This window comes from Nocardia amamiensis, from assembly GCF_015477605.1.
Taxonomy (GTDB): domain Bacteria; phylum Actinomycetota; class Actinomycetes; order Mycobacteriales; family Mycobacteriaceae; genus Nocardia; species Nocardia amamiensis_A.
The window spans coordinates 1-26,629 of the sequence record NZ_JADLQX010000040.1; the positions used below are offsets into that span (position 1 = coordinate 1).

Below are 26,629 nucleotides of genomic sequence, written 5' to 3' on the forward strand. Positions count from 1 at the left end.
GTTAGTTCTTTACTTACTTGATTCTTTCCTTCCATTTTCTTTCCTTTCTTTCTTGCCCTGACGGGTATTTTTCTGATAGGGTGAGAGGGTACCAGACGAGAGGCCGACATGAAAGGCGACATCATGACCGACGAACGGCGCACACCGCTGTCCGAGCGTGTTCCGGTTGGGGAACAGGTCGGGACCTGCGAATTCGTGATGGATGACGAGGGGCACCAGTGCGGGCGACCGGTTTACGCGAAGTCGCTGCACGGCCGCCGCCCGAAGTACTGCAACGAGGTCGTCAACGGCATTCTTCACAACGGGAAAAATGCCGCAAAAGCCCGTGAGCTGCACGGATTCAACGCGGCACCGGCTATCCGCCCCGTCCAAAAGCAGGAGTTCCCCGCCCCTTCACGCGTCGCCGAGCCTATTTCTTCCGAGCCTGCTGAATCTGCGGCCAATACTTTCGTTACATCTACTTCCGTTACATCGCACGCCGCAGAGTCGACCAGCGAGGAGCCCCATCGGCCGGTGACCGAGGCGCGCGAGCAGTTCGCCGCGCTCGTCGAGCAGTTCCAGGCCGCCGCCGAGAAGATCGCCCAGGCCGCCGAGAAGATCGCTCCGGAAGCTCGCGCTGTAATCGGGGCGGCCGGGGCGGCCGGGGCGGCCGAGCGCGAGATCATCCAGATCGTGACCGCTGCAGAGGAGGAGCTGGTCCACGCGAACGCGCAACGCAAGGTCGCTGAGGAGTTGGCGCAGGAGCGCCGCAAGCTCGCCGACAAGCACGCCGAGGAGCGCCATCGGATGGCGGTTGAACGCGACGAGGCGAAAGCTGCGGCAGAGACTGCGAAGGCGGAGGCCGATCAGGCTGTTGCCGAGGCCCAGAAGACGGCGGCGGACGCAATCCAGGCCGCTCGGGATGAGGCCGCCGAGGCGATTGCTGCTGCCGTAGCGGAGCGCGACGAGGCGCTGAGAGAAGCCGAGGAGCAGCGGAAGCGTGCGGATCGGATTGCCGCTGAGTCCGCTGCAACTGCCCAGAAAGCAGCCGAGGATACGCGAGCTGCTCATGACCAGGTCCAGGCCGCTCAGCGGGCGCGGAAGCACGCGGAAGATGAAGCTGTGCATCTGCGGAAGCAGGTGGATCAGCTCATCGACAACCTGGAAAAGGAGCGTAAGCGCCGCGACGAGGATGACGAGCGGTACCGGACGCGGCTCAAAGAGGTAACCGACTACTACAGCGCAATGCTGAAAAATGCCACTGCGGCGGCACACAATGCCATGCAGGTGGAAGAAATCGGGAATATTCCCTCTCCGACCACCCCGCGTGCTCAGGGCTGATTCCGAGAGAGGGCTTGGACGTGGTGAACAACCCAGCAGCGGCGGCGCGGGCGGACATCGGCGCGGGTTCTGCGATTATCGAATTGCCTTGGACAGCACCGCCTCTCACGCTGAACCAGCGTCGCGCGACGCGTGGCGCCATGTTCGCCCGCGCCGCGAAGATCGCGGATGTCCGCCAAGAGGTCTACGAGCGGGCTATGGCGGCGCGCCTGCCTCGCGGCCTCAACCATGTCACGGTGACGCTGCACTACCGCCCGAGAGACAATCGGCGGCGGGACACGGACAACCTGGTCGACACTGCCAAGCCTGCCTACGACGCCCTCACCGACGGCCGGCCTGCAAGGCTCTCGCGGCCGAAGGACCCCAAGAAGAAGCCGAGGCTGATCCCTGCCCAGCTCGGGTGTGGCCTGGTGCCCGATGACACCCCTGAGTTCATGGCCAAACCCGAGCCGATCATCCACCGCGCCGAGAAGGGCAAGGGCGGTGCGATGTGGCTGGAGATCACCTGGGATGCGCAGTCGCCCGACAGCGTGCCTGCAGAGCCCGCTCCCGTGCCAGATCCGGTTGTGGTTCCGGTTGAGCAGGATCATCCCGTCAGAACGGCGCACAGCGCCCCGAAACGTGCCAGCCAGAACAGGCGGCGGACAGCCCAGCGAGCTGCTTTGCACGCGGTTCCTGCCGTGGCCATTTCTTCCCCCGACATCGCGGTGCCAGCGACGCCAATGCCTATTTCTTCCCCAGCTTCGGCGACTTCGAGCGGCAACGGAGCAGCGCCTGCGGCGACGTCGGCTTTGCGGGACACCACCCGGTGCGCGGTGTGCGACGGGGCGATCATGCAGCCGGGGACCGGCCGTCCGCGCCGTTTCTGTTCGGGCGCCTGCCGCGTGCGCGCTCATCGGGCAGCGAAGAAGTAGAACGGGACGGCATTCGTCGTCGAAGGATCGGGGGGCATCGCTCCGGGCTTTTGCTGTGCGTGGGAGTCGTTGCGGCAGGGTGATTCCTGGGGGGGCGCGGCGAGACCGGGGCGGCGATGACCTTGGATGCCAAGTGGATACACCGGTTGCCTTCCCACTGCCCCTCTTCCACACTTGCTGTCCGTTCACCATCCTCACCTGACATGCACCCATCACCTGCAGCCATCCTCCTATAACCCCAAATTCGCCTACGCCCACCACCATTCAGCAATAACCGCGCAAACCTCATACATTCTTGGCCGCTAAGGGTTTGCGTACCGTGGATTGTGTGGTCATGACGCTGCACAAGCTGGCAGCGGGCGAGGGCTATCTGTACTACGCCCGCTGCATTGCTGTGGGCGACGGCGATGATCGCGGACGCGCCACGCTGGCCGACTATTACGAGGCCAAGGGCGAGGCGCCGGGGCGGTGGATCGGGTCGGGGCTGGTCGCTTTCGCCGGGATCGAGGCCGGGGACGCGATCACCGAGGCGCAGATGGCCGCGCTGTTCGGTGAGGGTCGGCATCCGGATGCCGCGGCGATCACCGCGCGGTTGAAGGCGGACGGCGTGACGCAGCCGTGGGTGATCCGTGAGCTGACCCGGCTTGGGCGGCCGTTCTACCGGTACCGCGAGCGACCAGACTTTCGGCGTGAGTGCGCGGTCGCGATCGAGGCCTGGAACATCGAGCAGGGCAATCCGCGCGATGAGAAGGTGCCCGAGGAGGTGCTCGAGCGCATCCGCACCGAGGTCGCGTTGCGGATGTTCACCGCGGAGCACGAGCGGGCGCCGAAGACCGATACCGAGTTGTCGGGGTGGATCTCGCGGAATCTGCGGCCGCCGAAAGTGGCGTTGGCGGCGGTCGATCTAACGTTCTCCCCGGCCAAGTCGGTGTCGGCGGTGTGGGCGGTGGCGCCGCGCGAGGTCGCCGAGAAGATCGAGGCTGCCCACTATGCCGCGATCAGGGACGCGCTGGCGTATCTGGAGAAGCACGCCGTGTACACCCGGCTGGGTGCCTGCGGCGTGCGGCAGGTCGACACGGAAGGGATTATCGCGGCCGCCTACACCCACCGAGATTCCCGCGCCGGCGACCCTGATCTGCACACCCATGTGGTCGTCTCGGCGAAGGTCCGCACCTTGGACGGCAGTTGGCGAGCGATCGACAGCAGCCAGCTCTACTTGCACAACGTGGCCGCCTCCGAGGTCTACAACACGAGACTGGAGGCATATCTCGGTGAGGCGCTTGAGCTGGCGTTCGCCGAACGCCCCGGCCAGGTCGCGGGTAAGCGGCCGGTGCGGGAGATCGTCGGTGTGGCCGCGGAGCTCAACGAGCTGTGGTCCAAGCGCAACACGGAGATCACCGCCCGAGTTGGCGCGGAGAGCAGCGCATTCCAGGCCCGGCACCAGCGGGAGCCGATGCCGAAGGAAGTGTTGCGGATGGCGGGGACGGCCACGATCGCGACCAGGGCGCGCAAGCACGCGCCGCGGGCGCTGATCGAGCAGCGGGCAGCGTGGTGGGCGGAGGCGGTGCAGCTGCTGGGCGAGCAGCGGCTCGAGGCGATGTTGGCGCATGTCCTGGCACGCGAACACGACGGCGAGCGTGTGCGGGAGTTCGTCGACGAGGCCTGGATCGACGACATCGCGCGGAGGGTGATCGCGACGGTCTCCGAGTCGCGGGCGACGTGGCGGATCCCGCATGTCCGGGCGGAAGCAGAGCGGCAGATGCGCGGCCGGCGCATCGACGTCGAACAGTTGGATGAGATTGTCGAGCGCGTGATCGATACCGCTCTGGCGGAGCCGATCTCGATCCCGCGTGGTGTGCACGACACCATCGCGGCGCCGGGCGTGCTGGCTCGCCGCGACGGCACGAGCGTGTACGTGACTGCCGGATCCACGCTGTACACCTCGCCGCAGGTGCTGGCGGCCGAGCGACGGCTGCTCAAGGCGAGCACCCAGTACGGCGGTCGCACCATATCGGCGGCCGCCGTTGAGGTCGCTGAAGTCGAGTACGCCGCAAATAACCAGGGGCGGCGGCTGAATCCGGGACAGCGTGCCCTCGTGCAGGCGTTCGCGACTTCCGGGGCTCGGTTGCAGGTGGCGATCGCCCCAGCCGGGACGGGCAAGACAACGGCGATGCAGGTGTTGGTGCGGGCGTGGCGGGCCGAGGGTGGCTCGGTGATCGGGCTGGCGCCGACGTCGGCGGCGGCGGGGGTGCTCGAGCAGGAGGCGGGGGTGAGCGCGTCCACGATCGACCTGCTGGTCACGGTGGCCGCCGATCTGGAGTCCGGTGTGCTGGACGAGCTGGATGCGCCGGAATGGGTGCGCAGCATCGACGAGCGCACGCTGGTCATCCTCGACGAGGCGGCGAAGGCCTCGACCGCCAATCTCGATGCGGCCGTGGCGTTCCTGCTGCGGCGCGGCGCGTCGATCCGGGCGATCGGCGACGACCAGCAGCTGGCGTCCGTGGCGGCGGGCGGGGTGATGCGCGACATCGCCCACACCAGCGACGCGCTGACCCTGACGACGGTGATGCGGTTCGCCGATGCCGGCGAGCGCGCCGCGTCGCTGGCGGTGCGAGACGGCGATCCGGCCGGCCTCGCCTTCTACGCCGACCGGGACCGTATCCATGTCGGCACGATCGGATCGGTGACCGAGCAGGCCTTCGCCGCGTGGGCCGCCGACAACGCCGCGGGCCTGGACTCGCTGCTGCTCGCGCCAACCCGGGATCTGGTGAGCGAGCTGAACGCGCGGGCCCGCGCGCAGCGGCTGTCCCGCACTCCCCTACCGGATGATGCGCGTGAGGTGGTGCTCAGCGACGGCCTGGCCGCCAGCGTCGGCGACACGATCGTCACCCGCCGCAACAACTACTCGGTGCGCATCTCGGCGACCGACTTCGTGCGCAACGGCTATCGCTGGGTCGTGCGCGAGGTGCACCCGGACGGCCGGATCACCGCCGCGCACACCCTTTCCGGGCGCCTGGCCACGCTGGACGCCGACTACGTCCGCGAGCATGTGCAACTAGGCTATGCGAGCACCATCGACTCCAGCCAGGGACTGACCGTCGACACCTGCCACGGGCTGATGACCCGTCGCGCGCACCGTGGCCAGGTCTACGTGGTGCTCACGCGCGGCCGATCGGCGAACCACATCTACATCGAAACCGGCCTGGATCCGGCCGGACCCGCGGCCTACACGATCGACGCGGTGCACCCACCGACCTACCTGGACGTGCTCACCGAGGTGTTGAACCGCCGCGGTGGGCAGGTCTCGGCGAGCACCGGGCAACGCGAAGCCGAGGATCCGCGCCGCCGGTTGCAGGCCGCGGTCGGCGCGTACGCTGACTCGATCGGCGTGGTGGCCGAGCACCTGTTCGGCGCCCGGGCGCGCGCGGACATCGACGCGGCCGCCGATCGCCTGGTCCCCGGTCTCACCGACGAATCCGCCTATCCGACGCTGCGGCAACACCTTTGGCTGCGCGCCGCCCAGGGTGATGATCCGGTGGCGCTCCTGACCGAGGCGGTGGCGGCGCGAGAGCTCGACACCGCGACCGACCGGGCGGCGGTGTTGCACTGGCGCATCGGCGACCGTGTCGAGCGTGGACCGCTGCCGTGGCTGCCGACCGTGCCCGCGGCGCTGCGCGGTGATCCGGAGTACGGGGCGGCGCTGGCGGCCCGCGAGGACCAGGTGCAGGCGCTGGCTGCTGAGGTCGCGCAGCAGGCGCGGTCCTGGACAGAGAAGACGGCGCCGATGTGGGCGCGACCGCTGGTCGGCGCCGACGCGCAGCTGCTCGAGGAGCTCGCGGTGTGGCGGGCCGCGCGCGGGATCGCCGACAACGACCGCCGGCGCACCGGCCCGGCCGTGCGGGAGTCCACCGCACAGGGTGTGCAGGTGGATCTCGACCGGCGCGCGGCCGCCGTGCTCGGCCACCAGGCCCTCGACGTGCGCCGCTGGAAACCCTTGGTCGACAGCCTGGATCCGAAGATCACCAGTGACCCGTACTGGCCGACGCTGGCCGCGGAGTTGTCGCGGGCGGCTGCGACCGGTGTGGACGTGCCCGCAGCGGTGCGTGCCGCGGTCGACGAGCGGGCGTTGCCGGTCGATCAGCCCGCCGCGGCGCTACGGTGGCGTCTAGCGCCTGAGCTAGACGAACGCAGCGACGACAAGACCAGCGCGTTCGGTGCGGTGCTCGACGAGCTGCGCGGCAATAAGCTGCGGCGAATGACGGATACCGAGTTGGCGCGGCAGGTCGAGCAGCTGCGCAACCAGGTGATGTTCGACCACACCGCCCCCGCGCTGACTGGCGACAAGACCGGCCAGGCCGTCGCCGAGACCCAAAGGGCCCAGCAGCGCCGCGTCGAGCAAGCCGCCGCGATTCGCCGCGCGCAAGAGCTCGACGCCGAACTCGTCGAGCTGAGGCAGGAGAGGTACCGAATCGGAGCTGCGCTGCAGGCAGAGTGGCGGCGCCTTCATGAGGCGAACAAGTGGCAGGTCCTCGCTCGCCGCAAGGCCACCAACCGGATCGCCGAGCTGGAGAAACAACTCGAGGAGCACGACAAGCTCCAGGACCCTGCACAGAAAGCTGCCGATGCCGTCGCGCTGAAAATAGTTGAGCCGAAACACCGCTGGTCGCAGGTCATCGCCGAGGCAGACGATCCCCGCCGCCACGCCGCCGAGCTCGACGCCGCAGCCGACATCGACCGCAAGTACGCCAAGGAACGCGCCGAGGCGATCGTCCGCGCCGACAACAGCAGCGCCGAACTGGACGCTGCACTCGACGAACAGCGGCGCCGCACCGAGCAGGCCGACCCGGAGCGGGATCTCGAGGACCGCGCCCGGGCGGAACTGAAGCGCCTCGGACACCCCGCACAGCCGGAAACGGCGGCCGCCGCGAAGAAGTCACCGCGCCGCCAATCCAGGACGACGCGCGCCTGGGATCCCGGTCCCTACCGAGATATTCCGTCGATCGGGCCATCTCACGGCAGTGGGCCTGGCTACGGCCTGTAGACCGGGTTTGATGCGGGCGAGTGCCTGATAGTCCATATAGTCCATATGTCGCCGCGTCGAAGTTGGTTGGATCACGGGCGTCACCGTGGCGGCGTTGGCTTTCCGCGAATTCGGGCGCACTGCGCGATGACAAGGGCGTACTGGTCGCGAATCATCTTGGCACTGGCCTACCCGGTGGAAAATGCAATCGGTGGGCCCGGACGCGCCCGAGCCCACCGACCTGGGGATGTCGCACGCTCCCTACGGCAGAGCGCGTAGCCGGACCGATGTGGTTCAGTCCCAACCTCGTGGTCGCCCTTCCGCCCGGCGTCCCGGGCTGGCCGGACCCTTATCCACGTTTCGGGCTACCCGGTGGTGCAGTCGATCTCACAACCCCAGCAGGGAAGACGCTACGCCAGAGCACCGACAGAATCCGGGTGGTGCCGAGATTCGCGCCCACGAGAATCTCGCGGGGACATGTGGTGTCGAGATTCGTGACGACCAAAGCCACGGCGTTCTTCGGCGGTGTACATATGGTGATCGGATGGAACTCCGACGGCTTGTCAGGTTCGAACATCTCTGAGCCTCCGGGGCTGACTGCGCCGGTGGCTGCTGTGGGGATCGACCAGAGACGGTGACACCGTGGCCTAATGCCTGGATGGTGGCGGGGTTCCTGAGCGCGGGGAAATCCGTGGCGCGACTGGCAGTGAGCGAGGACAGCGAATATTCACCGAGACACATAGTGTCGATGGTGTTTCCCCTGGAAGTTTCGGGCTCCGCTTGCGCTGCGCTCCGCGTTCTCGCTGCGCCCGAAGCATACAGGGCCGGGCCGGTATTTCCCGATCACCACTGATCATGCGGCGTGGCGTGGGCCGGGGACGCGCGGCCTCCAAGTGCGTCCATCACGGCCGGGTCGGCGGTGCCGAGAAATTCGTCGAACAGGCAATGGCACGGAGCGCTCTAGTCGGCTTCTTTCACACGGTCTGTGAGGACGCTGCGGGCAGCATCCACGGAAGCAGTGCGGATGTACCGGAGTAGAGCGAGGGTTCGAGGGTTGAGGAAGTAGATGGCTGCGCCCAAAGTAGTCGCCGTCACGCCCAGCGCGGTGAACCACGGTGGGGTGTGGTCTTCGTAGACGGTGCTGGCGACAATCCCAGCGACCAGGCTGCCGCTGACAAGTCCGATGGCGACTGCGCGGTTGATCAGTATTCGGCGGGCTCGTGTCAGCACACGCTGTTCAGCTGCGTGCTCGTCCGAGGAAGCCTCGGGCTGCCCCGCATCGTCGGTTGCCACACGCATCTCGGCAAGCTGGAGGGCAATCTGCCGCTCGATCGTCTCCTTGCCCTCCAACTCTTCCGGCCAGTCACGGTAGAGCTGAACCAGCGTCTCGAGATGTTCGTGCGGTGGCTTGCGAACATTCCATCGCGCGACGACAGCCGCAATGAACGCGGCGGCTATCACCCCCACCGGTGCAAGGACCGGAAGCCAGTCCACAAGCGCGCTTCCCCGAGGAAGGTCGGAGGCGGCAATCCAATGCAGCGGAACCATGATCGAATGTTCCCAGCTGTCAACGTCTTTCGCCTCCACGACGTCAGCCCACCTGAAGAACTTCCTGATCGACCGATTGGCCGGAGCGAGACCGAACCCAGGGACGCCGGTGCGCAATCCAGGCCGCAGACGGGAGTGGAAGTGCCTCACAACCGATCGCCGCCGCGAGCCTGGCCTCACCTGTTGACCGGACTAAGAGCCTGATTGGTGTCGGTAGGCGTGGCTATGGTGGGTCTGGGCAACGCACAGGCCCCTCTCCGAGCCGACCCGGTCCCCACGCGGCCGACACGGCGACCGAGGACAAGACGGCTCCGCCTCAGTGCGAACGGCACATCCGACGTGATCACCTGCTGTCCAGGGCTGACCTCGCGGAGTGCGTGGGACTCTGCTGGAGGACAACCTGATGACACGCAGCAACCACAACCGCCGCAAAGAGGTCCGGGCCTACATGGCACGCCACGACGGCGTGACCTACACCCAGGCGCTGAGGGCGCTCGAAGACCAGGCAATCCCAGTGCCCACCGACGGCCCGTTCATGGACGTCGACCCCACATACGGCAGCGACGTCAACCCCATCTGTGGCCACCGGCTGAGCAGCCGCTGCGGCGGATGCGGTGTATGCCGCACCTGCGATGGCTGCTACTGCGACGACTTGAGGCAGGAAGCGGACCTCGAGGCGTACTCGGCGTTGATCGCGCGCGAACACGCCGAGCACGTGGACGAACCCGACCCGACATGCCCGACATGCGAATACGACCGGGAACGGTCGAAGGACTTCACCGAGTGCCCAAAGTGCAGCCAGCCACTGCAAGGCTTTTGGCACTTCAGTGAGCACACGCCACCGTATTGCTTCAAGGACAAGCCGCACCCGCCAGGTTTGGACTGGTCGCATCTGATCGGCAAGCGCATCACGATCGACACCCACTGGTGCTACCAGGGCAAGATGGCTGAGTTCGCGGCGAGCTGGACCGGCACCGTGACAGGGCGATTGAGGGCTTCGAATACCGGCGCCTTGACCGACCACTACGACATGCGCCTCGACCCCGCCGTCCCTCAGCCGAACAACAGCACCGGAACAATCCAGTTCGACCCACGCGAATTCACCATCACCGAGCACTGAGCCCGGCAGCGCCACCCGCCGGGGCCGCATTATCTGTCCCGGCGGGTGGCCCTTTCGTCGGCTAGTCCGGAGAACATTTTCGTGCCTGAAAGCGGAAGTTTCGCAGGTCAGACTGCTCCGTTCGCCCGACAGAACGTTCCCGGAGATGTATCTTTGTGACAATAAATCTGCTCAAAATTTAAACTTGGGGAGTTTCCCCATGTTTCCTAGCAGGGCGGGGAACGATGTCGGCAGTTGAGATTCTGGGGAACTTCGCCGAGTTGGCGACGCGCGTCGAGAAGGCTGGTGGGTGCCTGTCCGTCCAGATGTACGACCTGCGTGAACTGGTGCAAGCGGGCCGGCTCGATGACGGTCCGATCGGCCAGATCAAACACAACCTGGACCAGGCAGGCCTCGCCGCCACCACCCTGACGCGCCAGCAGAACGACTGGACCCTCGTCTACACCAGGCACTCCCCTATCGGTCAAGTCATCCTCGCCGCCGGCGGCGGTCACGAACACTCCGACGAAACCCTGCGTACGGCGATCAAGAAACTCGTCGCCTCCGACACGGCGATGCAATCGAGTGATCGCGAGGAACTCGACGCGCTTCGAGCCACCGTCGATCAGATCAAGGCACTGGTCTCGGCCATCTGAGATCCTGTGACGGGTTCCGCTGGTCAGTGGGCTGAAGCCGAGATTCACGCGTGTGTCGACCAGCAAGGAGAGACACCGATCGCTGGCCACATCCCGGGTGGAAGGTACTGAAAAGTGCAGGGACGGAAATATTCCGATGAGCTGCGGGAGTCCGCGTTGGAGATGCTGCAGCAGGCCTACGACGCGGGGATGACGCAAACCCAGGCATGCGAGTCGGTTGCGTCGCAGTTCCTCAGTCGTCAGGCCTCCTCGGATTGGGAGGATGCACCGTCGGTGCACACGTTGCGGTACTGGGGGGCCAGTTGGGGGATCTTCGCTGGGCTGCCTGGAAGGCGTGCGACCAGCGAAAGGGCCGCGGGCACCACCGCTTCGGGCGCTGAGTCCGGTGAGAGGGGTGTGGACGATTTCGACCGGATCGTCTACGGGGAGCAGGTGCGCACGGCGCTGTTGGCTGAGCACGAGTCTGCAGCGGCCGAATGGGACAGCGAACGGTCTGGTCTGCTCACCGAGATCGAGCAGCTGCGCGCCGAGAACGCCCAGCTGTGCCAGGAGAAGGACGCAGTAGCCCAGCTCGCCATGTTCTACCTGCGGCGCAACCAGAACGATTGACATGACAGGCGTCCAAGCCGAGGCTCGTCATTCGGGCTGAACAGCATCCCACGGCACCCATTGACGTAGAGCGACTCCGCTGACGCCGTTCTTGGTCATCAGCTGAACCTCGATCTCACAGAACCACACTGGCGCGGTCCCAATATTGAACCGTGCCCACCGGTAGGCGCGCCCCGGGATCCATTCCTCTCCGAGGTGCAGGTCGAGGGCGAATGCCTTCTCCCCGAGCGTCACCGGCATGACGCGCTCCGGCGTCCGCACCGGCAGCACCCACATCCGCCGCGGGTCCACTCTTACCGACCTCGGCGGCTCGAGGTGCCGGATGGCCGAATACCGATCCTCATTCATCGTCGATCACCCGGTCCGCGCGATCGACGCCGGCGCCACCGCGGCAACCGGGGCTCGCCGGGTCCAGCTGCATCGTTGGGTACTGGTACCGGCGAGCTGGACGCGGGTGGTGCGCGGCCGCCGCGCGGTGCGGCCGGTGACCTGGATGTCGAACGTCATCGTCTGCAACCGTCCACGCCCGCGACTCAGTCCATCGTATTCGGCGAGCTCGCATCGTATTTCGAGATCCGGACGCGCCCATCCCGCGCCGGTGACGACGAGGACACCGTCATGGCTGCGCAGACGGGCGAGCACGGCACGCATCCGGCTCGGCGGCGCACCACCGGCGACGTCCAGGACGACGACGTCGACACCGTCGAGCAGGACCGCGGCGACCGTGAGCGGGTCCTCGCCTTTGAGATCGGGGATGTGAGCGAGCTTGGTGAGGTCACCGTTCATCTCGGTGAAGGCCAACAACCCGAGCTGCGGCTGACCAACGACCGCGACCCATTCGCCGGCCGCGGTGACAGCGGCGAGCAGGCCGACCAGCGGGGTGCGGCGGCCGGTGCAGGCGACTACGCCGCCGCGCGGCAGCCCACCCTCTGGCAGCGCCTCACCGAGCCCGCCGGCCACCGGGATCACCGCAGTAGATGACCTGGCGAGCAGCGGCGGCGGTTCGGTTGCGCCAATGCGGCCGGGGATGGCGGCCATGCGGGCGCGCAATTCGGCGAGCTGCTGGTCCCGGGGGAGACCAGTCAGCGTCACCACGTCCGCGTCGTCGAACACATGTTCGAGTATTGCATACCGATCGGTCCGTGTGCGGTTGGTCAGCCCTCCCAGTAATGCCGCCGGTCTGCCTCGATGACATCCGCTACGACACCTGCAGCGGCCGAACTGGATCCGGCGCGGTGGTGGCGCCGAAACCGGTTCACGGCACGATCACCAGGCAGTTGAGCGCCGCCCCGACCCCAGCTCATGGGCTTCCCGCAACCCAAATCTGGGACGACAAGTCCGCAATGCGGTTACGGTGCTGCAGCAACTGAAACGGGATGTCAGTTCGGGGGTGAGGATGTGGCCTGGCCTACCCACATTCACGATCATGGACATTGGCGCGCTGACCTACTGTTCGCGCTTCAGCAGTGCGCGGACACGCCGCTCGGCGTCGGCAATCTGTTCGCCGGTGAGTTCGCCGTGCTCGGCGCGCAATCGCTCGAGCTCGTCGACGAATTCGCGTTCGGCTTCCGCTTCGGCGTACTGGGCGGCAGTCTCGGCCGGGTGCGCCCGCTGCCACACTGCCAGGGCTTCGGCCTCCTGACGCAGCAGCCGGGACGTGCACGCCTTCGCGATCCACGCCGAGACATCGCCGGCGGCCTCGGCCTGGACCAGCGCGGCCAGCCGGTCGTCGACAGTGATCGTGAACTCAGCCATGGTTCACCTTCGCATCTTCGGCGAGATGACACGCGGCACATGAGGGGATATCTCGCGAACCGCGCCCTCACTTACACGGTGTAAGTAATAACTTGCTCTTCGGATCCGTGCGTGTTCACCGTGCTCTTCGGATCCGTGCGTGTTCACCGTGAATGAAACGTCTTCAGCGGTGTCCGCGCCCGAGATCAGGCGCGCCGGAATGTCGGTCCGCTGGACCAGAACCGCGCCATGTGGCTGCACACATACCCGGGGGTGGGCGAGAGCGGAGGGCACCCCCACCCCACCCCCGGGGGATGGGGTGGGGGTGCCCAGGAGGTGGGGGTGGGTGGCCTGCCTGGTCGAGTGGATGCAGGACCGCCTCTCTGCGCGTGTCAGGGTGCAATAGGTGTGCCATCGCATACCCCTTATGCGTATCTATGGATGCTTGCCGGGGAGGAGATGAGCGAGTCAATCCGGCAGCTGCGCGATCGGGTGCAGGTCGGCGAGCGGAGTCGAGTGGACATACAGGTCGTTCAGGTCGAGATCCCATTCTTTGGGGTCGATTCCGGCCAGGTCCCACACGCGCCCGGATTCGGCGGCGGTCCAGGCAGCGGCCGGGGTGGAAAAGTCCCCCACTTGCAAGGTTGGTGCACCGATCCGAGGAATAACCACTTCCCATTTGCCGCCCGCCGCCCAGTGGGCGAGCACGTCCAGGTGCTCTTCCAGCTCGAACGCCACCACATCGGGCATCTGACCCCGCTCGCGTTCGGCGGCGTACCAGGATGCCAGTGCTGCGTGTGCGTGCCCGATCGCGGCGCGGTCCTCGGTGTGCATGTGGACCACGAAATTCCCGCCGCACTCCATCGCATGCGTGGATATCGCGCGGTCGGTGGCGGGGTTGTACGCGGCTCCGGGGTGGCGGCCGCGGCTGAGATAGACCACCGACCAGGTGCCGGCGTATTGGAACCCGACCCCGATGCGATCGTCCGTGCTGATGGCGGAGTCATCGGGGACGATCAGCAGTTCATAGGTGATGTCGAGAAAGGTTGTCATGGTGCGCTTCTCTCCTTGATCGGATGTGGGGGCCGGGGGCATGTCGCTGGCACCCCGGCTCCGCCGTTGATGGCGGGTCGCTCGGGCTCGATTCGTTTTCTGGCCGCGTGTGCGACCATCACTCGCGGAGACCGGCCACATTCCCCGTGGCCGGTCTCTGCTTTGTCGGTCAGTCTTGCGACGGCGCCTGGATCATGACCGGCCGCGTTGAGCGGCGCTGACACGTTCGGCGGCGATATCGAGGCGCAGCCGCTCAACGCGCGGGAGTTTGGAGCGTGTCTCCCAGTCGTTGCGTCGCTCCCTGAACTCCTGGGCCAAGGCCTCGCAATGCTGGAACCAGGACCCATCACCACTGATCGGGTACTGGTAGCGGGACTTCTCTGCGTACTCGATTTCTGCCACCAGGTCATTGGTGGACAGCTCCTGGGGCGAGGTGACCGAGTCTGGCGTCTTCAGCAGCTGCGGGCAGAATCCGTCCTGCACCTGGAGGCGCTGGCTCTCCCGGTCCTGCTTGGACTTGGCCGCGTATTCGCGATTCCATTCGTCCCGTTTGGCCTCGATCCGTTCGATCTCAGCGCGTTCGGCTGGCGACAGGCGGCGGCGGGCGACCCGCTCGGCCATGCTGTTCCACGGGTCGATCTCGACCCAGGCGATCAGCCCGGCAAACGCGGCCGCGCCAGCGGCGATGCCGACAGCGGCGGGGCGTATATCGTTGCGGTTCATCTGGTTTTTTCTCCTTTTGTCCTTGTGGGTTGTCCTGGTCAGCGCACGCAATCGGATTGGAAGGGGAAGCAGGTCTTGTCCATCGGGAAAAGCACTCCGCTGCTGGGCTTGGGGGCAGGCGCAGGGGGTTGCGGCGCGGCGGGTGCCTGCGGGACTGAAGTGTCGACGCCGGCGGCGGGTGGCGGGGCGGGCTCGCTGCTGGCGGGCTCATCGGAGGGCTGCGAGGCGGAGACGTGGCTCAGCACGCCGACACCGCCGGTGAGCAGGCACGTTGCCGCGCCGATGAGAACGACGTTGCGGATCCGGTGGCTGCGGTCCGCAGCTCGCCTCGCGGTGGTTGAGGCCAGGTGCATCGCGGTCCGGGGGTGAATCTGTTCCTCGGGGCTGCGGCCGAGGTCGCCGCGGTCGGCTGTGGTCGCGGCGGTCCGGGGCGGTGTCGTGGTTCCGGTCGGTGCCTGGGGGATTACGGCGGTGGGTCGCAGCGGCACGACCACCCCGTCATCGTCGGCGCCCGCGGCGGGGGTGGGGTTGGGAAATCCTTCGGCGGCCAAGGCGTCGCGGGTGACAGCATCGGCCTGGTCCAGCGCGGAAAGAAGGGTGTGGGCGCGCTCGACGGTCCAGTTCTGCGGGTGCTGACGGGCGGCGGTGTGCAGCCACTTGGTCAGTGCGGTGTCATCGCCACCGAGCAGGACGTCACGGCCCGCCGGCATCGGCACCGACCCTTTATCGAGGGTGATCCGGCCGCCGAACGGCTCCACCAGGACCAGGCCCGGCACGAACACGTCGAGACCGCAGCGGGAGACAACGCCTTTGAGGTTGAACATGGCGTCGGCGAGCTGGTTGAGCGGGTTGGTGTCACCGTCGCGGACGTGCACAGGGTCGCCGTCGATGCCGGGCAAGGACCAGCGAGGGTTCACGTGGCAGGCCAGGGTGCCGTTAACACCGCGCTTGAGGATGCCCTTGACCTCGATGCATACCAGCGTGTCGGGGGTGAGCAGCACCAGATCGACTTCCTGGCTGTCGCGGCCGCTGCGGTCGGGAATGTGGCTTCCCGAGATCGCGACACCGGGGATGCCGCTGGCTTGGAGCCAGTCGAGTACAGCCCGTTCCGCACCCGACATTTTCGGGCGGGTTCCGTTGATGATCAGCATGAGTTTTTTCCCTGTTGTGAGGGCACTTCGTGGTGCCGTGAACGTGTCGTGATGGTGAGGCCCGCGTTCGGCGTGTCGAAAGTGCACACCTGGCCTGGCCGGGTCGGCGGCGGGCGCTACAGGCCCAGGCGCCGGGCGGGTTCGCAGAACAGCCAGCAGGTCGGCGTCTCGTCGGCGGCCGCAGCGGTGTCCACGTGCTTCGGGGCCTCGGTGGCGGTGCAGAACATGGCGCAGTTGGTGCTTGCGGGGGTGGTGGGCAGCGCGTCGGCGGGAGCGCGGTCCACGGTCAGCAGCATCGAGAAGTACAAGGCAGCCGCGGCGACGAACACGCCTGCCAGCAGTGCGGGGGTGCGGAGCAGGAATGCGATCACGCGGCCGGCGCGGCGGCGCAAGGCCAACGCTGGGCGCAGCCAAACGGGAGCGGAGCGGCGGGAGGTGCGGGGCTGAATCGACATGATGGTCGGTCCTTCCGGAGATAGCTCTACGACTTATAACAGTTTAACAGTTCAATCTGTTGACAGTCTAGAGCTGCGCGGGATCTCGGCACCCTGCCACGCAAACGGGCCCGGAGCGATTCGCTCCGGGCCCGTGTCGGATCTCGAGCTACAGCGGGCTCACCGCGGCTCCCAGACCCGGATCTTGTCGACGAGCAGGTCCCAGACCGCCGAGTCGTGCTCGGCCAAATCGACCAGGGCCTCGACCATGTCGCGGCGGCTGATGCTGCCGACGCTGCGGGTGCTGGCGCGGCCGCTGGTGCGCACACGCAGTCCGGCCTGTTTGGCCAGCTTGGCCAGCAGGTCGTTCCAGTGATCGCTCTGCTCAGGCGACATCTTCAGCGTCCACGTCAGCCAGTCGGATCGGTCCTCCACTGCTGAGGTCTTGGCTGGGTTGAGCTTGGCTCCGCTCTTCAGCGCCTCGGTGATCGAGCCTGCGCGTTCGCCGCTAGACATCGGTCTTGTCCTTTCCGTTCGGGTTGATGCCGAGCTCGGTGAGCACGTCGGCGTATGCGGAGTCGACGAGGGTCGTGCCGAGGCTGTACCCGATGGACTCTTTGAGCGTGATCATCGTCTTGAACTGTGGGATTCCGGCTTCACGCAGCTGCGCGGGTACATCGGTCGAGTGCCCGGCACTGAGCCGGACCTGCACCAGCAGCACGCGGGGGAAGACCGGGTTGTGGCGATCTACCTCACCGGCCAACTCCAACGTCTGCGGCAACTTCCTCACATCCGGCGGATATGGCTTCATGGGCATGATCAGGTTCGTCTTCTGGTCCGTGTCGGGTCGCCACAGCGTCTCCCGCAGCAGTTTGTCGCGTTTGGGCTCGACATCGATGATCGAGTGCGGGTAGGACCGTTCGAGCTCATGCAGCCGTTTCGTGCGCCCACCTGTGAGGTCGAACGCGTCCAGCCGCGAGCTCGCAGCGCCGCCGCTCATCTTCAGCAGCTTCTCGCGGACCGCCATGATCCACTCGTAGGTGGTCAGGTCGGTATCGGCGTCGCCGACGAACACCGGTCCGAGACCGAGCAACGACATCCAGATAGCCAACTGCGCGGCGGTGGTGGACTTGCCGGCACCACCTTTGAGGATTCCCACCACCGTCCGTTCAGTCATATCCGGATTATAGACTGTCAGACTTTTATAAGTCTATGTGATCGGTTCTGCGGCGAGTTAGGTCCGCGACCCAGCATCGTCAGCGCACGCGATATCCGCAGTCGGTTTCCAGAACAGCGCGGCTGGCACGTATCGATCGGATGGCGGCGGTCAGATGGTGCGCGACATCGTCTCCCGGCTCACTTGAGATCTCGCCGCCACCGACGAGTTCATCACGCCAGACATCGAGCACGTCACGCGCAATGATCATCTGTTCCTCTGCGGCGCCGAGTGCGTCGACAAACTGGTGCACCGCAAGGCTGTCGACCTCCAAACGCCACAGGCGCAGGGTTTTCAGGTCGTGACGCATCCCGGACACGACACGGCCGCACAGCATCGGCACGCGCCCGTTGACCGGCTCCGTGTCGACGGGGACCGGAGCTCCACAGGCGCCGGTCAGTTTTCCGTCATTCACGATCGGGAATCGGCAGGTCGACATTGCTCGGTCCTTTCAATTAATCGTTTATTTTGCCCGTGGCACCTCGGCCAACAAGCAAGAGGCCGGGAGCAGGAAAGTCCCGGCCTTTCACTTCAGGTTGGTCACCGCTGACGACTGGCGGTCTCTGCGGCCACGCCGGTCACTGCTGCTCTGTCCAGGTGTGGCCGTGAGTTGCGCGAAGTGCGGCGGCCAACCGGATCGGATCGGCCACCGCGGCGCGCAGGTCGTTCGCGGACGGGTGGGTCTCGCCGGTCAGCGCGACCACCAGGTCCGGCACCGAGGCATCCGCGGCCCAGGTGAGCAGCTGCTTGTACACGTGGGGTGTCGGGCCGGATACCCACAGGTCCGGGTCCGGCAGACTGCCGTCCGCGCGGGCGCAGGTGATTTTCACCGACTCGCGAGGCCATTCGTCCGGCCATACCTCGGGCGGGCCGAGCTCGGTGGTCTGCACGGCCAGCGCGAGCGCGCTGCGCAGGTCGGTGCAGATCGTCCGCGACGGGGCCAAGCCGGTGTCCGGGCGGTGCTCGAGCAGGCACGGCCCGGAAGTTGGGGTGATGTCCATTTCGCTCCTTGGGATTGTGATGATGGTGAGCGGGCCGGGGACGGTATGAGCGTCCCCGGCCCGCCATTCGAAGGCTGTTGAGGACTCAGCAGGGGGCTATTGCGATGCTGCCCACGTTTCTTCGGCCTTCTTGTACAAGCCGGCCGGCGGGAGTGCTGCCCCGACTTTGTCGAGCGATTTGGTTGCCGCTGCGGTGGCCTCTCGCGCCCAGTAGACCTCTGGTTCGTCGGGGTGGCTTGCCAGCGCGTCTATGCGGGTGGTGAGCCGTTCCACGGCTTCCTGAGCTTCCTGGAGCGCTATATAAGCGTCGGTGGCCAGGTCTTCGACGGTCTGACTGGCAGATGTGCCCATTGTCGTTGTCTCTCTGTCGTTTCGGGGGTTGGCGGCCGTCCTCGCTCGCGGTGATCCTCTCTCGGGACACCGACAGGAACGGCAGGGCGCGGTCAGTGGGTGGCCGCCTCCCATGCGACGTGCTCGGTTGCCGTTGATCCGTGATCGTCGGGAACGGGGGAGGTGAGTTGGTCCCACCACCGCATCACCCATCGGGCGTCGCCGAGTGCGGTGTGTTGCTCGGCTTCGCTCGGGGGTTCGGCGCCGGTCGCGCGGGACAGCTCGTAGCTGCGCATCGGCTCGGCGATGCCAAGGCGGCCTGCGGCCATGTTGCCCACGTCGATCAGGTGGTAGTCCCACCGCGGCAGCCGCCGATGACGGCGCAGCATCGCGTCCAGGGTGTCCGCGTCGAACCAGACGTTGTAGCCCGCGAACCGGGCTCGCCCGTTGGCGCTGGGAGCGGTCCAGTCGTCGACGACGGCGGCTGCGGCGGCCTCCGTCAGGTAGAAGACGTCATCTTCTCCGGTGCAGGTGATCGACGACGGCGGGGTGTCACGCACCAGCGGAGGAATCGGCGCGTACTGCGGGTGCCGCTCATAGAAGCGCCCAACATCGAGCGCGCGGGGATCGGCGTGGGACAGGTCTACGTCTTCGATCAGGATCGTGATCTGCTTCTGCCAGCCGTTGGGTTCACGGCGGATCAGCGCGATCTCCCACGGCCGGCGCAGACCCGGATCGGTATGGGTGGTCTCGATGTCGACGAAGACCAGGGGAGAAGCGGCAATGGATGACACGGAAGACCTTTCGAGTTGAGGAGATGTTCTGGTCAAGCGGTTCATGCCATCGTCAGAAGGCATTCCAGCCGTGGGTGTAGCCGAGTGCATACCCGGCCGCCGCGCCGACGACAGCGACAGCGGCCGCGGTGGTCGGGCGAATGCGGATCCGGCGCGCACGTCGGGCGGGCGGCCAGCTCGGCGCACACAGCGGGCACAGGGGGTTCGGCTTCACCGGACCGGACTGGTGGTGCGCGAGCTCCGGAGCGAGCGCCTCGCCTGGCATGGCGATGTCTTTGGAGTGTCGGCGTCTGGACATTGCTTCTTTTCTTTCCTCATGCCGCTGGGGGCGGCGGTTCGAAGTGCGTTGAATCGCATTTGCCGGGAAGGGCATTGGTCAGTCCTGCTCGGATTCGTCGCCTTCCAGCTGGTAGCAGGCGGTGCGCCAGATCTGCGCCGCCGAGTCGTAGCCCTGCTGCGCCTTCAGCCGCGAGAACAGATCGGGAAACGTGTGCTCTCTCGGCTGGTCATCGTCTTCTGCCGCGATCAACTCGGCCAGCGCGTAGGGGTCGGTCGGCACCGGGGGCAGCACCGACACACCGTCAGGGGTCGGTGACCAGGTGACGGTGGTTCCCTGCACGTGCGCGGTGTTGACGAAGTCGCTGGTGAGCGACCAGGTTGCATGCTCGGCCTGGTGCGCGAACACGAATCCGAGGTGCACATCCGGCAGTCCGGGACGGTGCACGGTGGTGACGTACGGATAGTCGGTAGTGGCAGTCATTTTGAATCCTTCAGTAGTGGTAACCGGGTCCGCCTTATCGCTCGCGGGGGCTGATTTCCGGTATGCGGGGCTCAGGTGACCGCCCTTGGCTCACCCGCAGAGCTCGGTACCATTCGTCGCGCGCCAGCCGCTTGGCCTTCGCCTCCTTGGCGAGCTCGGCGATGCGCTCCAGGCGAGCATCGATGCGGGCCATCCGCTTCTCATGCCCTCGCATGAATTTCTCATGATCCATGACTGGTTTCCTTATCTTCAGGCCACGGTGAGCGTGGCGGTGGCGGTCGGGGGACCGGCGAAAAGCCCGTCCGGGGCTTTGTCGATGCGGCTGGGCAGTGGCTTGAGAATGTCTTTGTGCCCGTTGCGGACGCTGCAAAATTTGAATGGCCCCCTCGGGTCGAACATCTCCCGCATGTGCGGGTCGACGTGGTGGAGTGCGAAATCGCTCATCTCCAGCGGGCCACCGGTGGCTCGGACATACTCGTAGCCCTCCCACAACAGGCCGAATTTCCAGAGCGCCTCGGCGTGCTGCCACCACTCCGGGCACCACACAACCTCGCTGATGTCGGTGACCTGACGTGCGTGGCGCTCAGCGAGAAAGCCGTCGACGAACCGCCCCAGCGACGGGAACGCCGGTGTGAATCGGATGCCACGCAGGATCTCGGCCAGATCCTGCACGGCCAGCGCCGGTTCTGTCTCCCAGTCGGGAGCCTCGGGAGCGTGGTAGCGATCGATGCGTGCCTGGGCGGCGCGCACCACCGCCTCGAGGCGGTTGGCGACAAGATCCTGACTGGTGATGGGCATGGTGGTCTCTCCTTCTCGAGCTGCGTTGTGGGTCACCGCTCGCGGCTGTGGCCGCGCTGCTGCGCGCGAGCACGTTCTTGCTGCCGCCGCACATACAGGCGGCGGCAGCGCTCGGCTTCGAGCTGCTCAGCGTGGGTGAGTTCGCGGACGCTGACGGCGGAGATTTCACCGGCGCGCTCCGCCACCTTCGCGGCGGCCAGTCGCCTCTCCAGCTCCTCGCGGCTGTAGACGCTGATCGAGGTTCCCAACTTCCAGGCCGGGTTGGTCGCGTACCCCTGCTCCGTGGGGGTAATGCTCAGAACGTATTTCGCGGTCATGGTTCGCCTCTTTCGGGTTGGTGTCCGGTGCCGCCCGACTTGTGCAGCCGAGCGGCACCGGGGTCTGTGGTCAGGCGGCGGTCAGGCCGCGCTCGGCGAGGCGGGCCAGGATGTGCGAACGGACAGCAGCCGCGACCGCCGCCGGGTCGGCGGGCGTGTAGCCCTCCTCGGCGGGGCCTCCTCCGCCCTGGGTCTGGATGTCGATCAGCTCGTCGAGCTCGGCGGCCGCTCCGGCGGCGCCCTCGACGTAGTCGCGCATGGAGCTCCACATGGAGCTGCCGGGCATCGAGGTCGCGCCCAGGGCCAGGGACAGAACCGCGTCTACCAGGGCGACGGCCTGGGTGGTGATGGCGGCGGTGAGGTTGGTGTCGGTCATCGCTGACGGCCTCGACTACGTGCCTGGTCGCGTTCGCGTTCGCGCTCCTGCCGCTGCCGGGCTTGGCGCTGCTCCACGGCAAGCAGCTGGTCGATCAGCTCGCGGTTGCGTTTGATCATGGCCGGGGCCTGCGCGACCAGCTTCCGGTTGCGCGCGAGGAATTCTGGAGTCAACTCGACGTTGGTGGGGTCCTGCATCGGGGCGGCCCTTTCCGTTGGGGGTGATGGGGGCGGATCGGGCATGTTCACGATGTCCGTCCCGCCAAAACAAATCTAACAGTTTAGACTGTTAGACGTCTAGATATTGGTGGGTGTGTTTCGTCGAAGCCGGGGTCCGCAGCGGGTTCACGCCGCTGCGGACTCCTGAAATCCCATCAGCGACTGGGCATCTCGTCCCAGATCCGGCCATCGAGCAGCCGCCCGCCCGACTTCGGCCTGATGCCGCCGACCTGCTTGAAGAAGAACGGGATGCTCCGCTCCTGGCAGCGGTCGCGGATGTCGCGGGCCCAGTCCAGATCCAGCGGCGTGAACCCGGGTCCGCTCTCGCCGCCGACGATGACCCAGTCGATGCCGTCGAGGTTCAGGCTCGGCAGCGGGCCCAGCAGCGGCTCCAGCGACAGGAACCGCACCGCGGCCGGCGTCGCCCGGAGATCGTCGGCGCGCCAGCAGTACTCGTCCGACTCGATCGAGGTGCCGATCCAGACGTTCGACAGTGGCCAGGGCGCGTTGACGGCCAGCCAGTCGGCGACGTGGTCACCGTCGTTGCCGTCCTCGAACCCCATCGACTGCGCGATCCGCTCACGAATCGCGGGATCCGACAGCAGCTTCGCCAACCGGCGCGGGCGCTTGGTCAACACCTGGAACGTGTGTTGCTGCGCCGTGCCCATGACCGCGAACACCGACTCGACGAACCCACGGTCGATCCGGGCGTGCCCGAGATCGGACATGCTGTTGACGAACACCATGCGAGGTCGGCGCCACCGCAGCGGCTCCCCCAGCACGTCTTGGTGGACCGCGACACCGAAACCTGGGCCGGACGTGCGCGGGTCGCCATCGGTCTGGTACTTCGATGAACCCATCGCCTTGAGCCGCTTGGCCATCGCCAGGGCGTAACAGCGGCTGCAGCCAGGTGAGATCCGGTCGCACCCGGTTGTCGGATTCCAGGTGACCTCAGTCCACTCGATGCTCGTGGAAGTCATCGCGCACCCGCCGCTTCGGGCGTGGTCTCCACAACGTGGTGGATTGCCCAGTCGACGGGCTTGCCGTGCTCGGTGGCGTAGGCGATTTCGGCGCGGGTGGATTCGCCGTGGTACCGGGTGTGGTCGGTGACGACGACGATGCGGTCGGCGAGGTCGATCTTGCGGCGGTGCAACTCGTCGAGCGCGGCCTTGGCGGTGCTGTCCTGATCGCCGGCGTCGACGACGACGAATGGGGCGAGCACGATCTCCCCGCGGCCAGTGAGTTCGGCAGCGGTCGCCAGCATCAGGTCGAAGAATCGCATGCTGCCACACAGCGTCGTCACGACAGGCGGGCAATTGGTGCTGGTCATCAGCGGTTCTCGCCCTCGTGGTCGTCGTCCTGTTCGCTGGCACGCAGGTCGGCCAGCAGCGAATCTAGGTCTTCGGCGCGCACATGCACAGCGCGCGCTTTCGACCCGTCGGCCGGACCGACGATGCCGGCCTGCTCCATCAGCTCCAGCAGGCGTGCGGCCTTGGCGAATCCGATCCGCATCCGGCGTTGCAGCATCGCCGCCGAACCGAACTGCGACCGGACCACGAGATCGACCGCACGCAGGAACATGTCGCGGTCGTCGCCGATCTCGTCGGCGTCGAGGTCGACGATGTCGACCTGGGCGTGTTGCTCGATGCGCTCGGCCTCGGCCGCGGCGACGATGTCGGGCAGGCGGCGGCTCCATCCGGCGGACCATTCCCGGCGGTCGTCGAGGTCGCGGTCGAGGAGCTGTCGCGGCATCATCAGGCCGAGAAAGCTTTCTCCGCAGCGGATCAGCAGGGCGCGGCTGGCCGAGTGCGCCTCGACCTCGAGTGCCTGGCCGTAGGCGTTGGACGCGGCGCTGAAGCGCGCCATCATCTCACCACCGACCGACATGTCCGTGAGCAGCGTGGCATCGCTGCCGTGCTGGCGGGCGATGAGTCCGGGGATGGTGCAGAGGGTGCCGCCATCGGTGGGCATACGCGGCACGGTGAGTGCGTGTCCGTCGATCAGGCCAGAGCAGTCGGTGATGGTGATCCGGTCCTTCGTGATGTCCAGGCGCAGCTCGAATTCCGGGGTGTCGCTCTTCTCCTTGCCCGCAGTGAAGATCTGCAGGATGTTCTTGATGTCGGAGGGTGCGATGTCGACGGTGCACGGGTACTGCCCGGGTTCGTCGGCGCTGTCCAAGACCGACGCGATGGCCAGGCCGGCGGTGAACATGTCGGTCGCCGTGACAACGATGTTCTGCCGGTCGACGGCGAGTCGAATGCGGTGGATGGGCGGGATCTCGCTGTCGGTGCAGGCGTGCACGCGCACAGCGTTGAGGGCGTGACGGAAGTCGGCGGTGCCGACTTTGACGGTGGTCATGATTCGGTCCGATCGAGGTCGATGATGTCGGTGATGTCGGTGATGTGTTCAGGCCAGGCCTCGGCGCTTCCGCAGTCGCGGCAGGCGATCGCGATTCCGGTGTCGGTGTCGACTTCGTCGAGTTGTGCGCCGCACAGGCACCTCAGCGTGGTGATCCTGCGCATCAGCTGGCCGTCTTCTCGAGCAGCGGGAGGTCGGGGAACTCGTGCAGGGTCAGCGGAACACCTTCGGCGATCTCGGTGCGCCACTGGAACAGCCACTCGTCCATCGAGCTGCCGTCCTCCCATGCGCCGACGAGGTTGCGGGCGGCGCGGTCGGCCGCGGCCGGGTCGACGCGGTGCAGGACCGACAGAAGGTAGATCAGGCCGTATGCGGTGACGTGACGGCCGATGAGCGCTCCCCGCAGATGATCATCGACGGTGCGGGCCAGATCGGGGTGGTCGGTGCGCAGGGACTTCGTCACTGTGGTGATGAAGTCGTACTGGTCGGTGAACTTGAGCTCCTGGTCGATCTCGGTGGCCAGAAGTGAGAGCGCGGGCTGGGATTCGTCGCCCGCCCATTCCGGCCACGGCCAGTGGGTGTCGTCCTCCGCCATCAAACGGCTGCTGACCGCTCGGACCTGCTGGGCCTGCTCGGCGGACAGCTCGGAGGCGTGGGTGAGCACGGCCCAGTCGATGGGCAATTTCTCCAGCTCGGTGGCGTAGCGGCGCAGGTCCAGCCATCCGGAGCGCGTGACCAGCAGCCCGGTGGGGATATGGGTCAGCGAGCGGCCGTGGTCGGCGAAGGTGAGAGTGCCGTCCTGGCGGGCGGTGAGCGTGGGCGCGATCGCGAAATGCGCGGTCACCTGCTCGGCGGTGATGGTGATCGGGGAACCGTCGCTCCACCGGATCTCGAGACTGATCAGAGCCATTTCTTCCTCCTGGATTGGGTGTTTTCTTCCGGGGTTGGGGGATTTATGCGGCGGCGGCCGCGCGCCGGTGTGGCGAATCGCTCGATGTTCGTCTGCAGGCTTATGACGCCTCCCTCAGCCGGACGAACCTGCCCGCCACACCGCAGGTCGCCAACCTGGCGGCATCGAGGGCGCCGTAGGCAACCAGGCACGATGGCGCGCCGGCGTTTCCGGCTGCTCGGGATCCGTCGGGCAGGTAGAAGTGCAGGCGTCCGTGCAGGAACAACACGGCGGTCGCGCGTTCCCACACGGTGTTGATGAACCAGCGGGTCTCGGTGCGCGCGAACACGATGGCGGTTCCTTGGCCGTGCTCGGCGAGCTTGGACAGCCAGCGGTCGACGGCGGCGTAGGGCGGGTTCAGCCAGACCCGACCTGTCCATTCGGCGGCGAGGCCGTCGTCCGGTGGGGCGATGTGCTGGCGCGCGGTGTCCCATGGCCGGTCGATGGCTGCGCACGGGTCGAGGTCGAAAGGGCCGAGCGCTGTGAGGATCCCCGGCGGGGTGAGCCACATATTCGACCCGGCGCGGGTCGAATGGTGGCCGCCGATGCTGGTCAGGGTCATGATGCCGTCGGCCACTGCGCGAGGATGCGCTGGACGTTGGCGTCGACGCGGGCGCCGAGGATGATCTGGTCGGCCTCGGTGATGACCACCCGCGGCCGGTCGCGGTGCCCGCAGGGGTTGGTCCAGGTCTGGACGCGGCCTCGCCAGCGCGGGACGCCGCGGGGTTCGCCGCAGCGGGGGCAGCCGGTGGAGATATCGACGGTGCGCAGCGGCCCCCATGCGCCGAACAACCACCAGGGGCCGCCGACGCGGTCGCGGAGGGTGACAGAACGCAGGGATCCGGGCTCGAGGGCCTCGGTCTGGGCGTGGCGGGCCATGGTGTCGGGTTCGCGGCGCGCGGCGGCGGCCTCGCGCCGCACCCAGCGCCGGTACCGGTACATCGCGATCATCGGTTGTTTTCCTTCCTGTACTGCTCGGCGTGGCCGTTGATGCGGCGCAGCTCGAGCAAGGCGGTGTGCATCTGCGTGTGGAGGGTGTGCGCGTGGTGAATTTCGTCGGTCCCCCAACTCGGGGTCGGTGTCATCTCGCCGCAGCTGCACGACCCGCTGAACAGCTGACGGCCGGTGGCGTCGGTCTCTCGCGGCGACAGCTGCAGCTGGTGTTGCTGCTGGGTGGGCGCGGCCGCCGTCGCCATACGCGAATGACGTTGGCGGTGCAGTGATTTCATGGATTCCTCCCTGGGTGCGGAT

At 66.8% G+C, this 26,629-nt stretch carries 34 protein-coding genes and 1 pseudogene; 6 read left to right on the forward strand and 29 right to left on the reverse strand.

Annotation, left to right across the window (positions count from 1 at the left end):
- Nucleotides 1–108 precede the first annotated feature (108 nt).
- From IU459_RS32605 to mobF, 3 genes are all read left to right on the forward strand, one after another.
- The gene (locus IU459_RS32605; RefSeq protein WP_195133438.1) at nt 109–1,320 is read left to right on the forward strand and encodes a hypothetical protein; all 1,212 of its coding nucleotides are present in this window, start codon (nt 109–111) and stop codon (nt 1,318–1,320) included.
- A gap of 20 nt (nt 1,321–1,340) precedes the next feature.
- Nucleotides 1,341–2,234 carry a hypothetical protein gene (locus IU459_RS39860; protein WP_324199116.1) on the forward strand — a complete coding sequence of 298 codons (894 nt, stop codon included), beginning with the start codon at nt 1,341–1,343 and terminating at the stop codon, nt 2,232–2,234.
- 334 nt (nt 2,235–2,568) lie between these two features.
- Nucleotides 2,569–7,275 carry a MobF family relaxase gene (mobF, locus tag IU459_RS32615; protein ID WP_195133439.1) on the forward strand — a complete coding sequence of 1,569 codons (4,707 nt, stop codon included), beginning with the start codon at nt 2,569–2,571 and terminating at the stop codon, nt 7,273–7,275.
- Between the two features lie 939 nt (nt 7,276–8,214).
- On the opposite strand, the gene IU459_RS32620 is transcribed toward mobF, so the two are convergent.
- Nucleotides 8,215–8,841 (reverse strand): hypothetical protein, encoded by a 627-nt coding sequence (locus IU459_RS32620; protein ID WP_195133440.1) that lies wholly within the window; start codon nt 8,839–8,841, stop codon nt 8,215–8,217.
- A gap of 364 nt (nt 8,842–9,205) precedes the next feature.
- Between IU459_RS32620 and IU459_RS32625 the strand changes: the two genes are divergently transcribed.
- From IU459_RS32625 to IU459_RS32635, 3 genes are all read left to right on the forward strand, one after another.
- Nucleotides 9,206–9,922, forward strand: a complete 717-nt coding sequence (locus tag IU459_RS32625) for a hypothetical protein (protein WP_195133441.1) — start codon at nt 9,206–9,208, stop codon at nt 9,920–9,922.
- Nucleotides 9,923–10,146: 224 nt separating this feature from the next.
- On the forward strand, nt 10,147–10,557 hold the full coding sequence (locus IU459_RS32630; RefSeq protein ID WP_195133442.1) for a hypothetical protein: 411 nt from the start codon (nt 10,147–10,149) through the stop codon (nt 10,555–10,557).
- Nucleotides 10,558–10,671: 114 nt separating this feature from the next.
- Nucleotides 10,672–11,166, forward strand: coding sequence for a hypothetical protein (locus tag IU459_RS32635; RefSeq protein ID WP_195133443.1), 495 nt, complete (start codon nt 10,672–10,674; stop codon nt 11,164–11,166).
- Between the two features lie 27 nt (nt 11,167–11,193).
- Here the strand turns inward: IU459_RS32635 and IU459_RS32640 are convergent, their stop codons facing one another.
- From IU459_RS32640 to IU459_RS32775, 28 genes and pseudogenes are all read right to left on the reverse strand, one after another.
- Nucleotides 11,194–11,514, reverse strand: coding sequence for a hypothetical protein (locus IU459_RS32640; RefSeq protein WP_195133444.1), 321 nt, complete (start codon nt 11,512–11,514; stop codon nt 11,194–11,196).
- Nucleotides 11,515–11,520: 6 nt separating this feature from the next.
- Entirely contained in the window at nt 11,521–12,279 is a 759-nt protein-coding gene (locus tag IU459_RS32645; protein WP_195133445.1) for a hypothetical protein, read from the reverse strand.
- Nucleotides 12,280–12,612: 333 nt separating this feature from the next.
- Nucleotides 12,613–12,921, reverse strand: coding sequence for a hypothetical protein (locus tag IU459_RS32650; protein WP_195133446.1), 309 nt, complete (start codon nt 12,919–12,921; stop codon nt 12,613–12,615).
- 447 nt (nt 12,922–13,368) lie between these two features.
- The gene (locus IU459_RS32655; protein WP_195133447.1) at nt 13,369–13,953 is read right to left on the reverse strand and encodes a hypothetical protein; all 585 of its coding nucleotides are present in this window, start codon (nt 13,951–13,953) and stop codon (nt 13,369–13,371) included.
- Nucleotides 13,954–14,145: 192 nt separating this feature from the next.
- Nucleotides 14,146–14,676, reverse strand: a complete 531-nt coding sequence (locus tag IU459_RS32660) for a hypothetical protein (protein ID WP_195133448.1) — start codon at nt 14,674–14,676, stop codon at nt 14,146–14,148.
- Nucleotides 14,677–14,714: 38 nt separating this feature from the next.
- The gene (locus IU459_RS32665) at nt 14,715–15,827 is read right to left on the reverse strand and encodes a nuclease-related domain-containing protein (RefSeq protein ID WP_195133449.1); all 1,113 of its coding nucleotides are present in this window, start codon (nt 15,825–15,827) and stop codon (nt 14,715–14,717) included.
- 116 nt (nt 15,828–15,943) lie between these two features.
- Complete coding sequence (locus tag IU459_RS32670) at nt 15,944–16,282, reverse strand: hypothetical protein (protein ID WP_195133450.1); 339 nt, start codon at nt 16,280–16,282, stop codon at nt 15,944–15,946.
- Between the two features lie 159 nt (nt 16,283–16,441).
- The gene (locus IU459_RS32675; RefSeq protein WP_195133451.1) at nt 16,442–16,777 is read right to left on the reverse strand and encodes a hypothetical protein; all 336 of its coding nucleotides are present in this window, start codon (nt 16,775–16,777) and stop codon (nt 16,442–16,444) included.
- On the reverse strand, nt 16,770–17,438 hold the full coding sequence (locus IU459_RS32680) for a hypothetical protein (protein WP_195133452.1): 669 nt from the start codon (nt 17,436–17,438) through the stop codon (nt 16,770–16,772). The genes IU459_RS32675 and IU459_RS32680 overlap by 8 nt, the downstream gene beginning before the upstream one ends.
- 79 nt (nt 17,439–17,517) lie before the next feature.
- On the reverse strand, nt 17,518–17,916 hold the full coding sequence (locus IU459_RS32685; protein ID WP_195133453.1) for a hypothetical protein: 399 nt from the start codon (nt 17,914–17,916) through the stop codon (nt 17,518–17,520).
- A 139-nt stretch (nt 17,917–18,055) separates the two neighbouring features.
- Nucleotides 18,056–18,478: a hypothetical protein gene (locus IU459_RS32690; protein WP_195133454.1), complete on the reverse strand. Its 423-nt coding sequence runs from the start codon at nt 18,476–18,478 to the stop codon at nt 18,056–18,058.
- A 96-nt stretch (nt 18,479–18,574) separates the two neighbouring features.
- Entirely contained in the window at nt 18,575–18,829 is a 255-nt protein-coding gene (locus IU459_RS32695; RefSeq protein ID WP_195133455.1) for a hypothetical protein, read from the reverse strand.
- A 92-nt stretch (nt 18,830–18,921) separates the two neighbouring features.
- On the reverse strand, nt 18,922–19,602 hold the full coding sequence (locus IU459_RS32700) for a hypothetical protein (RefSeq protein ID WP_195133456.1): 681 nt from the start codon (nt 19,600–19,602) through the stop codon (nt 18,922–18,924).
- Nucleotides 19,603–19,654: 52 nt separating this feature from the next.
- Nucleotides 19,655–19,900 carry a hypothetical protein gene (locus IU459_RS32705; protein WP_195133457.1) on the reverse strand — a complete coding sequence of 82 codons (246 nt, stop codon included), beginning with the start codon at nt 19,898–19,900 and terminating at the stop codon, nt 19,655–19,657.
- A gap of 78 nt (nt 19,901–19,978) precedes the next feature.
- Nucleotides 19,979–20,362: a hypothetical protein gene (locus IU459_RS32710; protein ID WP_195133458.1), complete on the reverse strand. Its 384-nt coding sequence runs from the start codon at nt 20,360–20,362 to the stop codon at nt 19,979–19,981.
- Between the two features lie 34 nt (nt 20,363–20,396).
- Complete coding sequence (locus tag IU459_RS32715) at nt 20,397–20,594, reverse strand: hypothetical protein (RefSeq protein ID WP_195133459.1); 198 nt, start codon at nt 20,592–20,594, stop codon at nt 20,397–20,399.
- Between the two features lie 17 nt (nt 20,595–20,611).
- Nucleotides 20,612–21,160 (reverse strand): DUF4913 domain-containing protein, encoded by a 549-nt coding sequence (locus tag IU459_RS32720; RefSeq protein WP_195133460.1) that lies wholly within the window; start codon nt 21,158–21,160, stop codon nt 20,612–20,614.
- Between the two features lie 32 nt (nt 21,161–21,192).
- Nucleotides 21,193–21,477 (reverse strand): hypothetical protein, encoded by a 285-nt coding sequence (locus IU459_RS32725; protein ID WP_195133461.1) that lies wholly within the window; start codon nt 21,475–21,477, stop codon nt 21,193–21,195.
- Nucleotides 21,478–21,547: 70 nt separating this feature from the next.
- Nucleotides 21,548–21,853, reverse strand: coding sequence for a hypothetical protein (locus tag IU459_RS32730; RefSeq protein ID WP_195133462.1), 306 nt, complete (start codon nt 21,851–21,853; stop codon nt 21,548–21,550).
- Nucleotides 21,850–22,050, reverse strand: coding sequence for a hypothetical protein (locus IU459_RS32735; RefSeq protein WP_195133463.1), 201 nt, complete (start codon nt 22,048–22,050; stop codon nt 21,850–21,852). The genes IU459_RS32730 and IU459_RS32735 overlap by 4 nt, the downstream gene beginning before the upstream one ends.
- A gap of 176 nt (nt 22,051–22,226) precedes the next feature.
- Nucleotides 22,227–23,051: a DUF5131 family protein gene (locus IU459_RS32740; protein WP_195133464.1), complete on the reverse strand. Its 825-nt coding sequence runs from the start codon at nt 23,049–23,051 to the stop codon at nt 22,227–22,229.
- Nucleotides 23,048–23,401 carry a hypothetical protein gene (locus tag IU459_RS32745; RefSeq protein WP_195133465.1) on the reverse strand — a complete coding sequence of 118 codons (354 nt, stop codon included), beginning with the start codon at nt 23,399–23,401 and terminating at the stop codon, nt 23,048–23,050. Before IU459_RS32745 ends, IU459_RS32740 begins: the two co-directional genes overlap by 4 nt.
- Nucleotides 23,401–23,688 (reverse strand): annotated as a pseudogene (locus tag IU459_RS38890) (DNA translocase FtsK); the annotation flags it as partial. The gene IU459_RS32745 and the pseudogene IU459_RS38890, both read right to left, overlap by 1 nt.
- 737 nt (nt 23,689–24,425) lie before the next feature.
- A complete protein-coding gene (locus tag IU459_RS32755) occupies nt 24,426–24,593 on the reverse strand; it encodes a hypothetical protein (RefSeq protein ID WP_195133467.1) in 168 nt (55 codons plus the stop codon).
- Nucleotides 24,593–25,339 (reverse strand): hypothetical protein, encoded by a 747-nt coding sequence (locus tag IU459_RS32760; RefSeq protein ID WP_195133468.1) that lies wholly within the window; start codon nt 25,337–25,339, stop codon nt 24,593–24,595. Before IU459_RS32760 ends, IU459_RS32755 begins: the two co-directional genes overlap by 1 nt.
- 100 nt (nt 25,340–25,439) lie before the next feature.
- Complete coding sequence (locus tag IU459_RS32765; RefSeq protein ID WP_324199117.1) at nt 25,440–25,955, reverse strand: DNA N-6-adenine-methyltransferase; 516 nt, start codon at nt 25,953–25,955, stop codon at nt 25,440–25,442.
- Nucleotides 25,937–26,329, reverse strand: a complete 393-nt coding sequence (locus IU459_RS32770; RefSeq protein WP_195133469.1) for a hypothetical protein — start codon at nt 26,327–26,329, stop codon at nt 25,937–25,939. Before IU459_RS32770 ends, IU459_RS32765 begins: the two co-directional genes overlap by 19 nt.
- Nucleotides 26,326–26,607, reverse strand: a complete 282-nt coding sequence (locus tag IU459_RS32775; RefSeq protein WP_195133470.1) for a hypothetical protein — start codon at nt 26,605–26,607, stop codon at nt 26,326–26,328. The genes IU459_RS32770 and IU459_RS32775 overlap by 4 nt, the downstream gene beginning before the upstream one ends.
- Nucleotides 26,608–26,629: the final 22 nt, after the last annotated feature.